17 protein-coding genes are annotated in these 9523 nt (G+C 62.1%); 10 read left to right on the top strand and 7 right to left on the bottom strand.

The window, feature by feature from the left end; all coding sequences use genetic code 11:
• A partial coding sequence (locus tag EOD07_RS38120) for a hypothetical protein (protein WP_206519460.1) occupies window positions 1-216 on the bottom strand: 216 nt, incomplete at its 3' end.
• A gap of 36 nt (window positions 217-252) precedes the next feature.
• Between EOD07_RS38120 and EOD07_RS11655 the strand changes: the two genes are divergently transcribed.
• The 5 genes from EOD07_RS11655 (at window position 253) to msrA (ending at window position 1983) form a co-directional block, all read left to right on the top strand.
• Complete coding sequence (locus EOD07_RS11655; protein WP_127235557.1) at window positions 253-456, top strand: hypothetical protein; 204 nt, start codon at window positions 253-255, stop codon at window positions 454-456.
• Between the two features lie 109 nt (window positions 457-565).
• Window positions 566-805 (top strand): ABC transporter permease, encoded by a 240-nt coding sequence (locus EOD07_RS11650; protein WP_127235556.1) that lies wholly within the window; start codon window positions 566-568, stop codon window positions 803-805.
• Window positions 790-984 (top strand): hypothetical protein, encoded by a 195-nt coding sequence (locus EOD07_RS11645; protein WP_127235555.1) that lies wholly within the window; start codon window positions 790-792, stop codon window positions 982-984. The genes EOD07_RS11650 and EOD07_RS11645 overlap by 16 nt, the downstream gene beginning before the upstream one ends.
• Window positions 984-1304 carry a hypothetical protein gene (locus tag EOD07_RS11640; protein WP_127235554.1) on the top strand — a complete coding sequence of 107 codons (321 nt, stop codon included), beginning with the start codon at window positions 984-986 and terminating at the stop codon, window positions 1302-1304. The genes EOD07_RS11645 and EOD07_RS11640 overlap by 1 nt, the downstream gene beginning before the upstream one ends.
• Window positions 1305-1461: 157 nt before the next feature.
• Window positions 1462-1983 carry a peptide-methionine (S)-S-oxide reductase MsrA gene (gene msrA, locus EOD07_RS11635; protein ID WP_041009575.1) on the top strand — a complete coding sequence of 174 codons (522 nt, stop codon included), beginning with the start codon at window positions 1462-1464 and terminating at the stop codon, window positions 1981-1983.
• Between the two features lie 103 nt (window positions 1984-2086).
• On the opposite strand, the gene EOD07_RS11630 is transcribed toward msrA, so the two are convergent.
• Entirely contained in the window at window positions 2087-2320 is a 234-nt protein-coding gene (locus EOD07_RS11630) for a hypothetical protein (RefSeq protein ID WP_164772183.1), read from the bottom strand.
• 130 nt (window positions 2321-2450) lie between these two features.
• On the opposite strand from EOD07_RS11630, the gene EOD07_RS11625 reads away from it, so the two are divergent.
• The gene (locus EOD07_RS11625; protein WP_127235552.1) at window positions 2451-2711 is read left to right on the top strand and encodes a hypothetical protein; all 261 of its coding nucleotides are present in this window, start codon (window positions 2451-2453) and stop codon (window positions 2709-2711) included.
• 26 nt (window positions 2712-2737) lie between these two features.
• Here EOD07_RS11625 and EOD07_RS11620 read toward each other — a convergent pair whose 3' ends face one another.
• From EOD07_RS11620 to EOD07_RS11605, 3 genes are all read right to left on the bottom strand, one after another.
• Complete coding sequence (locus EOD07_RS11620; RefSeq protein ID WP_127235551.1) at window positions 2738-3283, bottom strand: hypothetical protein; 546 nt, start codon at window positions 3281-3283, stop codon at window positions 2738-2740.
• A 551-nt stretch (window positions 3284-3834) separates the two neighbouring features.
• Entirely contained in the window at window positions 3835-4275 is a 441-nt protein-coding gene (locus tag EOD07_RS11615) for a GFA family protein (RefSeq protein WP_127235550.1), read from the bottom strand.
• Window positions 4276-4755: 480 nt separating this feature from the next.
• The gene (locus EOD07_RS11605; protein WP_127235549.1) at window positions 4756-4923 is read right to left on the bottom strand and encodes a Thivi_2564 family membrane protein; all 168 of its coding nucleotides are present in this window, start codon (window positions 4921-4923) and stop codon (window positions 4756-4758) included.
• Between the two features lie 140 nt (window positions 4924-5063).
• On the opposite strand from EOD07_RS11605, the gene EOD07_RS37605 reads away from it, so the two are divergent.
• The 3 genes from EOD07_RS37605 (at window position 5064) to EOD07_RS11595 (ending at window position 7294) form a co-directional block, all read left to right on the top strand.
• On the top strand, window positions 5064-5201 hold the full coding sequence (locus EOD07_RS37605) for a hypothetical protein (RefSeq protein WP_164772184.1): 138 nt from the start codon (window positions 5064-5066) through the stop codon (window positions 5199-5201).
• Between the two features lie 94 nt (window positions 5202-5295).
• Complete coding sequence (locus EOD07_RS11600) at window positions 5296-5460, top strand: DUF3309 family protein (RefSeq protein WP_082048942.1); 165 nt, start codon at window positions 5296-5298, stop codon at window positions 5458-5460.
• A 610-nt stretch (window positions 5461-6070) separates the two neighbouring features.
• A complete protein-coding gene (locus EOD07_RS11595) occupies window positions 6071-7294 on the top strand; it encodes an anion transporter (protein WP_127235548.1) in 1224 nt (407 codons plus the stop codon).
• Between the two features lie 48 nt (window positions 7295-7342).
• On the opposite strand, the gene EOD07_RS11590 is transcribed toward EOD07_RS11595, so the two are convergent.
• Window positions 7343-7933 (bottom strand): TetR/AcrR family transcriptional regulator, encoded by a 591-nt coding sequence (locus EOD07_RS11590; RefSeq protein ID WP_127235547.1) that lies wholly within the window; start codon window positions 7931-7933, stop codon window positions 7343-7345.
• A gap of 81 nt (window positions 7934-8014) precedes the next feature.
• On the opposite strand from EOD07_RS11590, the gene EOD07_RS11585 reads away from it, so the two are divergent.
• Window positions 8015-8914, top strand: coding sequence for a crotonase/enoyl-CoA hydratase family protein (locus tag EOD07_RS11585; protein WP_127235546.1), 900 nt, complete (start codon window positions 8015-8017; stop codon window positions 8912-8914).
• Here EOD07_RS11585 and EOD07_RS11580 read toward each other — a convergent pair.
• Window positions 8898-9523 (bottom strand): CBS domain-containing protein (locus tag EOD07_RS11580; RefSeq protein ID WP_127235545.1); only part of this gene is annotated, 626 nt, incomplete at its 5' end. The two genes, EOD07_RS11585 and EOD07_RS11580, sit on opposite strands and share 17 nt — an antisense overlap.

The raw sequence follows: 9523 nt of genomic DNA, 5'->3' as shown, positions 1-9523 counted from the left end.
GGCGTTGCTGATGTCGGCCGCGCCGTCGGCAGCTGGGGAATCTGCCTCGCCAGGGCCGGGCGATGACGCCACGCCAGCGGCAACGCCCGTCAGCGCCGGATCGCATGTCGTGAATGACGCACACACCGCGCCGCCCAAACCCGCGTCGCCCGCCAAGGCCGCCGGCATCTTCGCCTTGATCGTGTTGGCGTTCGGCTCGCTTACCGCCTGGGCCACGCATCTTCCCTGCAATCTCTTCGGAGTGTTCTGCCAATGATTGCCGTCATCATCCGCATCGCCCTGCGCTATTGCGCGGGCGTGCTTGTCGCGCGCGGCCTTCTGGGCGCCGACGACGCCTCGGCGTTCTCCGCCGATCCCGACATCCAGATGGCGCTGGAGACCGGCCTCGGTCTCGCCATCGCTGCCTCGGCCGAGTGGTGGCATCTGCTCGCGCGCCGGTTGGGCTGGGAGCACTGACCATGGAAAATCTGCAAGGTCTGCTCGCCGCCTGCATCGAAGCCGCCAGGCCGTATGTGATCGTGGGCGCCGCCTGCTTCATCGCCGGTCTTCTTATCGGAGCGCTGCTATGAGCGCGCTGCTGGCATGGCTTCTCACCAATTCGACAGTCCTGGCGATCGGTGCCGGCATTATCGGCGCGCTCGGCTGGGGGGGTCACCAGCGTCTTGCCGGCGCGCGGGCCGAGCGCGGCAAGCAGGCTGAAGCCGAGGCCGCGGCCCGGGATGTCGCCGACCAGGTCGACAACGACATCGGCGCCTTGCCGGCCGGCGCGGTCAGGAAGGAGTTGAAGTCATGGGCAAGGGACTGATTGTCGCCGCCATGGCCGCCGCGCTTGCCGGCTGCACGACGGCCAAAGGCGGCTTCTGCGCCGTCGCCTCGCCCGTGCGCCTTTCCACCAGGGCCGTCGAAATGCTCTCGGACCAGGAGGCGAGGGCGCTGCTTGCCCACAACCGCAAGGGCGAAAAACTCTGCGGCTGGAGGCCGTGATGCATGACATCTTCGATCTTCTGGGCATCAAGGGCCAGGTCGTGGCGGCGGGGCTCGCCGGCGGCGTGCTGAGGGCGCTGTCGCGCCATCGCTACAAGCTGCGCGAGATGATCGCCTCGCCCATCTGCGGCGCTTTGGCCGCCGCTTATCTGACATTGCCTGTCGTCGCCTGGGTTCGCGCAAGCGGCCTGCCGATCCCCGCCGCCGACGACACCACCACGCTCGCCGCAGCCTTCCTCATCGGAGTCTCGGCAATGTGGATCTCGGACATCGTGTTCGAGGTGGTGGTGCGAAGATTCAAACACACGCCGGATTCCTAAGCGCGGCCCAGGCGAAGCAGCACAGGCGTTAACCGACCGACCGTCGATGCCCGATATACGAGAACACTCGATCCCTGCGTCGGCATTCGCCCGTTCGAGCCGCTGGAAGAATCCAGGCGCAATGCCTATCTATGGAGCAATCCAAAGGAGGTACGACATGGCTTCTTCCACCGAGCGCGCTGTCCTTGCCGGCGGCTGCTTCTGGGGCATGCAGGATCTGATCCGGCGCTTGCCCGGCGTGATCTCGACGCGAGTGGGCTACAGCGGCGGCGATGTCGCCAACGCCACCTACCGCAACCACGGCACCCACGCCGAGGCAATCGAGATCATCTTCGACCCGGCCAGGACCAATTTCCGCACGCTTCTAGAGTTCTTCTTCCAGATCCACGATCCGACGACGAAGAACCGCCAGGGCAACGATATCGGCGCGAGCTATCGCTCGGCGATTTTCTACACCAGCGATGAACAGAAGCGGATCGCCGAGGACACGATAGCCGACGTCGACGCGTCGGGCCTATGGCCCGGCAAGGTCGTCACCGAGCTCGCCCCGGTCGGGCCCTTCTGGGAAGCTGAGCCCGAGCATCAGGACTATCTCGAGCGCTATCCCAACGGCTACACCTGTCATTTCGCGCGGCCGGGCTGGAAGCTTCCGGTCCGCCAACAGGCGGCCGCGTCATAATCTGGCCGTTTGAAATAGCCTTTACGCGCTTTGATCCGCCCGCCGTGCCGGAAGGCATGGCGGGCTTTTTTGCGTTCTGGCTTGCCGCCCGGAATGGGCAGGCTCAGCCCTTGGCGCGGCGGCCTTCGTGTTCGTGGCTGCCGATCCAGTGGGCGCGGATGCGGTCGCTGGCTTCGAGATAAGCCATGTCGATCAGGTAGGTCAGAAGCTTTTCGCCATCGGCCTCGGCCTTTTGGCGAAGTTCTCGCAAAATCCCTTGCGCAAACTGCAGGTTTTCCATTTTGCTAGGCTGGTCCATGGGTGCCCCCCAAATGTATGCGCGGTAAGTTTGGCTCACTATGCTTGTATGAAGATTGTGGCCCCGCTCGCGGCGAAGCTGTACTCGGTTGCACCGATGCCCGGTCAACGAACCCGTTGGACATTGAGCGGAAATGTCGATATTTTACGCGCCCAATCGGATAGCGACCATGCATGAAGACGAGGGCAGCACTCCTGACAAGTTGCAAGCCATGCTTGACGTGATTGCCAGGAGCGGGCTTTCGACCGAGGGCGGGCAGGCCGATTTCGGCCGGTTGAGGGCCGATGCCGCCAAGGCCGCCAGCGTGCTGATCGAATTTTACGGCGATGCGGCCCTGGAGCGGGCCAAACTCATCGAGCGCCGATCGCCCCAATCGTATTTCGCGCGCATGGTTACGGCTGAAGTCGGCAGGCGCCGCAGGGGCAGCTAGCCCTGAAACAATCTGCGAAAGCGGCCTCAGGACGATCTTCGCCTCCCCAGTCTTCCGTCAAGCCGCTGCTCGACCTCTTCCTCGATATTATCCAGAAGATAGGACATCAGGTCATGTCCAATCGATCGCGCTATGTCCTTGGCCTGCCCCACATGGTTGTGGATTTCGCGCAGCGCCTGCTCCTCGCACGCGGCATTGTTCGTCAGATCAATGAACCAGCCTGGATAAAGGGCTGCCTCGCCCACCCCGTCGACGTAACATTGGCCCACGGCCAGGATCTTCCGCAACCCCATCTTTTCGGAACGGACCCTGTAGACCTCCCTGAAGCCGGACCTGCGTTCCACGGCCTTGCGGATGGCCAGCCGAACCCTTGTGCGGTCGTCTTGATCGATGCTTTCCATGCATCGCTCCAGCGGCGCGCCGTGCGAGAATTCGTCAAGTGTCAAACCGAAATAGTCTGAAAGGTTAGCGTCGCCATAGATACGGTCGCGCTTGATGTCCCAGGTCCAGAACCCGTCGATCGGTGGATACCGCATATGCATGTTGCGGCCGTGTTCAGGCGCCAACGTCATGAAAACCGCCCCGTTCGGTTTCAAGATTCGGCAGCACTATGTAGCAAAAACGGGAAGAAACAAAGATGGCCTTTTGTACAGGGCCTAAAGTCATTGCGCCTGCCGATCGTGGCAATTTAAATGCCATGGTCGCTATAACCGGGAACAGAAGTGGTTAAAAAAATTTCTTGAGCCGAAAGAATTTTCACATCGATACTGCAACTTCAGCTTGTACTTCACGAGATAAGCACCGCAGATGGCGATGGAAGCAATATCAAGGGTTGTATTGCCGTGGGAAGCATGGTTAAAAACTCTTATATTGGTAAAGTGAGTAGAACTCTGTTGCGTGCTGTCGCCTGAAACCGCGCCGGCCACGACTCATGTTTCGCCACGTTTCAAAAATGCTAGCGGCAGCTGATTGGCCGTCAAACCGACCGCTGGTTGAAAAAAGCAAAACTTCGAGGAAAGTCCGCGCATATCAATCGACGGCCAAGCGCTTTCCCGGCTGCTCGTGGTCGACCGCTAGACTGAAGGTCATTGTCGTTCCGACCAAAGTCCACCAAGAGCCAGACCTAGGCTGACCTTTGTTGTGGCTCCGCGCCGCGTTCACCGCCTGCAGCCGAACCATCGGCGGCCCGGTCATGCTCGAACTGACGCGCCCCGGGCAGGGGTTGCAACCAGGGTTCGCGGCGTCCGATCCAGAGTTCGTAGCTCGGCACCAACCCTTCGGTTGGCGCAATGTCCAGACTGCCAATCGTGACCTCGGCCTCGCCATTGTCGACGAAGGGAACGCGGCTTCCGCAGCTGGGGCAAAAGCTTCGAGTGCCATAGCTGCTGGTGATGCCGGTGGTTTCGAACGCTCGCAACGGCCATACGGCGTAGGCATGGAAGGCAGATCCGCTCGTCTTGCGGCAGTCCTTGCAATGACAGAGGCCGACCCGGAGCGGATCGCCAGTGACGCGGAACTGCACGCCGCCACACAGGCAACTGCCGCTGCGCACGATTTCAGGCATTGCCGTTCCTCCTGCGGTTATGCACGGAGCCAAGTTTCTCTCACGCCCGGCAAGTCCCGCTGCTGGCTGCTAAAACCCGCATGAGCTTGTAATGGTTCCGCGCCGGTGCAAGGAGCAAGGGTCAGTCCGGAAGGTTGATCGGCTCTTGGCACCGATAGACGCGGCACTCGCCATCCTTGGTCGGAACCGTCGTCGAGATTGGCACTTCCGGCCAGTCGCACTCGTTGCCGAACTGGCGAACGAACCGGTCATAGGTGTTCGCACCCGTGGTCAAGACCGCGGCGTGATCGCTTCTGATCAGGGCCTGCGTCTGCGCGCAAGTCATCGCGCGCGTGTCTGGCCGGGCATAAGCTGCGCTCACGCTGCATAACACTGTGCCGGCCCACAATATTTTACCTGCGGTAGATGCGATCGACAGGGTTCTCATTCTCATGGCACACCGGCTTTTTGAAGTTTCCGGTTGCCGAATATGGATCGCGGCTAGAACACCGCAAGATATTTGAGCAGCGAAACGATTCCGATGATGATGACGATGATCTGCGCGATCTGGCGCGCGCGGGCGTCGAGCGGCAGACGTTGCACGAGATAGAGCACCAGGATCACCACCAGGAAGGTGATCAGTATGCCGGTAAGAACCGATGCGCCCATGTGGCTGTTTCCTTCCCAATGTTGCCCGGATAGGGCTGCCTCAAACGTTGCGGACGCGAGAATGGTTCCACGAAGGTGAAGTGGAACAGGAGACTTGGCGAACACGTCGTTCAGCAACTTCGAATATTAAGGATAGGAATATGAAGCACATGTTCAGCACCGCTGCTGTTATCGCCTCGATCGCCATCGCCATCGCGCTTATGTTTTTGGTCCCCATCAAACTTGACGCCAACCCTGGACAGCCGATGGTATCGTCTTACTCGGCCACTCCCGAGTAGAATCGGCCCGGAGGTGAGCGGAACATGCGCGCCGCTTGCGAGTTGACTTGGTCATAACGGCGCCGGGTTCGCGCTTAAGAAAGAGGAAAAGGCCATGGGTCTCGGCACAATTCTTATCATTATTCTTATCCTTGCTCTGCTTGGCGGCTTTAGCGGCTTAGGCGGGGGGCCATTCTACGGCACTGGCTACTATGGCGGCGGGGGTTTGGGGCTGGTTCTTGTAATTGTCATCATTCTGGTTGTGCTCGGACGGATTTGATAGCCGGCCCGGCAATTTAGCCAGCGCATCCTTTAGCTTGATTGCCAGCTGCTCCAGCGCGGAAAGCTTGAGCGACGAAATGTATCATCGTAGCCGAGTACGGCGCTTTGAGCGTCCCGCGCCGTAGCTGCCTCCTAGAAGCGGTGGTTAGGGCGCTTGCAGCCGACCGGCGACTCGCCGGGTCTCGCTAGCTCTCGCGCCCGCTGCATTCGAGGCAGACGATGCTGTGTCCCGGACAATTCAGCCGATGCGTACCTTCCGGGCAGCAATGGCCGTTCGAGCTCAGCCAGCGCGCGCAAACGAAAACCTTCTTGGCCCCGTGACAGCGGGAGCATTCCTGCGGACGCATCAATTCCTCCCCCGATGGGACGCGATGTTCCGCTTCAACGACCGTGTTCATCCGTTTAGTCCCCAACGCCTGGATTATCGGTCAGATATGTTAATTCATCATTCTTTACATTAGGGTTTATGAATATGGAACCGCGAAAACGTCATCGCACTTTCACGCGTTTGCACGCTTTCCCTTTGCCTCGCCCTTGCTAAAAGTGATGCGCGTCCATGCGCCGGCCGATTCCGGCGAGCAGGGCAGGCAACGGGAACCTTCTTTGCAATGACATGGACTGGTGCGGGCGCGCTTTTCATCCTGGTCGCCACTTATGCCGGTGTAGCTGTCGGCCGCATTCCTGGCCTGAGGCTCGACCGTGCCGGCATCGCGCTTCTCGGCGGCGCCGCCATGATCGCCATCGGCGCGATCAGCATCGAGGATGCCTACAAAGCCATCAATTTCGACACCATCACGCTGCTGCTCGGCATGATGATCGTGGTCGCGCATCTGAAGGTTTCGGGCGCGTTTCGGGCGCTTGGCGGCTTCGCCATCGAGCATGCCCATGCACCTTTCATGCTTTTGGTCATGGTGACGCTGTTGACCGGCGTGCTCTCGGCCTTCCTGGTCAACGACGCGATCTGCCTGGTGATGGCGCCGATCGTCGTCCACGTCACACGGGTCATCAACCGCAACCCGGTGCCTTACCTCATCGCCACCTGCACGGCCTCGAACTGCGGCAGCGTCGCCACCATCACCGGCAACCCGCAGAACATGGTGATCGGCGCGCTGTCGGGCATTTCCTATCCGGCCTTCACGCTGGCGCTGGCGCCGGTGGCGCTGTTCGGCCTGCTCTGCGTCATCGTCATCGTGCGTTATGTATACCGCGCCGAATTCTCCCGCCCCGCCGAACTCAGCCCGGAAGTCTATCGCGGCCGCATGCTGCCCGGGCAGGTGCTGAAGGCCACCGTCGTCTGCCTGCTGCTGGCGCTCGCCTTCTTTGCCGGTGTCCCCGTCGCCAAGGCGGCGCTGATTGCCGGCGCTTTCCTGTTGGTCACCCGGGCAATCAAGCCGCGGCGCATCTACCGCGAGATCGACGGGCCGCTGCTTTTCATGTTCGCCGGCCTGTTCGTGGTGGTGGCGGGCGCCGAGCGCACGCTGCTCACGCCCGATATGATCGCCTGGGCGAAGGATTTCGGCCTCGACGATGTCTGGCGGCTCTCCGGCTTCACCGCGGTGCTTTCCAACATCATGAGTAACGTGCCGGCGGTGCTGGCGCTCCGCCCCTTCATCCCGGGTCTGGAAAATCCGGAGCGCGCCTGGCTGGTCGTGGCGATGAGCTCGACGCTTGCCGGCAATTTCACGCTGCTCGGCTCGGTTGCCAACCTGATCGTGGCCGAGCAGGCCAAGGTGGCCGGCAAGGAGCTTTCCTTCTCCGCCTTCTTCAAGGTCGGCCTGCCGCTGACGTTGGTCACGCTTCTCGCCGGCACGGCCTGGCTGGCCTTATCCTGAAGATTGCCCCTCGGACCGCCACAGTCGAAGCGCCGGAAGCGTTACGCTCTAAGCTTCGTGTTTGCCCGCCATCCTCGCCCGGATCAGCGTCGCGGCGGCATGGCCGGCGGCGTTGACGTAGTCGGGATTGTGATGGATCAGCATGCTGGAAAAGGCGCCGTCCATCAGAAGCACAATCTCGCGCGCCAGCATCTTCGCTGCGCCGACATCGTGGCTTGAAAGAGCGCCGGCCAGCCATTTTTCGAAATTGGTCTTGTGGCGCGCGCCAGCCTTGACCGCTGGATGCCCGGGCATCGCCGCGAGCTCGGCCGCCGTGCGCAAGAACCCGCAGCCCTTCCATTTGGGGTGGCGGGCCACCCGTGCCAGATTGGTGAAGATCGCCTCGACCTTCTTGTCCGCGCCGCCCTCGGCTGCGTCGAACCAGCCGGCCATCTGCTCGAGATTGGGCTGGTCGCGGCCGTCGAGATAGGCTGCGATCAGATCGTCCTTGCTCTTGAAATGGTAATAGAGCGTGCGCTTGGTGAGCCCGGCTTTCTCAGCCACCGCGTCGACGCTGACGCGGCCGATGCCCTCGGCATAGAAGAGCTTGGTCGCCGCGTCGACGAGGCGTTTTCGCGTAGGGTTGGCTTTTTCGTTCATCACGTAAGTATACCGACTAGTGAATATACAAGCAACCACAAGTCTGCTCCTTATCGGCCGAACCGCCGGAAAGGAAAGGTCATGACCGAACTTGTGCTGAGCGAGACGCGCGACTGCGTCGCAATCCTCACTCTCAACCGTCCCGAAAAGCTGAACGCGTTGAATTATGCGCTGATCGACCGGCTACTGTCGCTTCTCGACCTGATCGAGACAGACGACGGCGTGCGCGCCGTCATTCTTACCGGGGCAGGGGAGCGCGCGTTCTCCGCCGGCGCCGATATCCACGAATTCTCGTTGAGCGTGGCCGAAGGCGCCGATGTCGCGCTGCGCGATTTCGTGACGCGCGGCCAGCGCCTGACGGCGCGGCTGGAAGCCTTTCGCAAGCCGGTCATCGCCGCCGTCAACGGCCTGGCTTTCGGCGGCGGCTGTGAGATCACCGAAGCGGTGCCGCTGGCGGTCGCCAGCGACCGCGCGCTGTTCGCCAAGCCGGAAATCAACCTCGCCATGCCGCCTACCTTCGGCGGTACGCAGCGCCTGCCGAGGCTTGCCGGGCGCAAGCGGGCGCTTGAACTGCTTTTGACCGGCGAGGCGTTCTCGCCGCACCGCGCCGTCGAGCTTGGCCTCGTCAATAAGGTGGTGCCGCATGCGGAGTTGATGCCGCAGGCACAAGATATCGCTCGGCGCGTCATTGGCCACTCGCCGGCTGCCGTCGCCGCTATCCTCACCTCGGTCGCCCGCGGCATCAATCACAGCATTGCCGAGGGCTTGCTGGTCGAGGCCGAGCAGTTCGCGCGTATGGCCCCCACGACCGACCTGCGCGAAGGCCTGAGTGCCTGGATCGAACGGCGCAAGCCGACCTATGACGGCACATGGACACATGTCACCCGGCCCGCCGAGACAAGAAGAGTGACGCGGCGGCTCGATCGAATGGCGAACGGGGAGATGACGGGTGAGCGGTCTGGCTCTACGCCACCGCTTTGAGCAGCGCCGGTGCCTGCACGCGCGCGGCCGCCACCAGCAGGTCGGTCTGGGTGATCAATCCGAGGATGTGCCGCTCGCTGTTGACGATCACCACGGCATGGCTGCGGCCGTCGGTCAGCACCGGCAGCAGGCTCATCGCCGGCGTGTCGGGCGAGGCTGTGCCGGCTTTCGACATCACCCCTTTCACGATGTCGGTCGCCCGTGTCAGCTCGCGCAAGCCAACAGCGCCGATGAGACGCCCGTTCGTGTCGACAACCGGCAGGGTGCGGATGTTGTGGTCGATCAGCTGTTTGCGCGCCTCGTCGACGGAGGCCGTCTCCATCACCGAGATCACATCGCGGGACATGATGTCCCGACAAAGCAGCGTGCGCTGCGAACGCACCATCGCCTGCAATTCGACCTGCCGCAGCAGGCGCTCGAGGTCGTCACGGTCGATGTCGAAGGTTTCGTCGAGCGCCAAGAGCGCGGCGTCGACATCCTCGGGCCGGAAGCCGACGCGCTCTGCCGGCGGCCGGTCGGCGGTGCCGTGCCCGCTGGCGGCGGGCACATGCACATGCGGATAGTTGCGCCGAGACAGCTTATGGAAGAGGAAGCCGAGCGCCACCAGGA

It is taken from the genome of Mesorhizobium sp. M2C.T.Ca.TU.002.02.1.1 (assembly GCF_003997225.1).
This window is presented reverse-complemented; position numbering and strand designations above follow the sequence as displayed.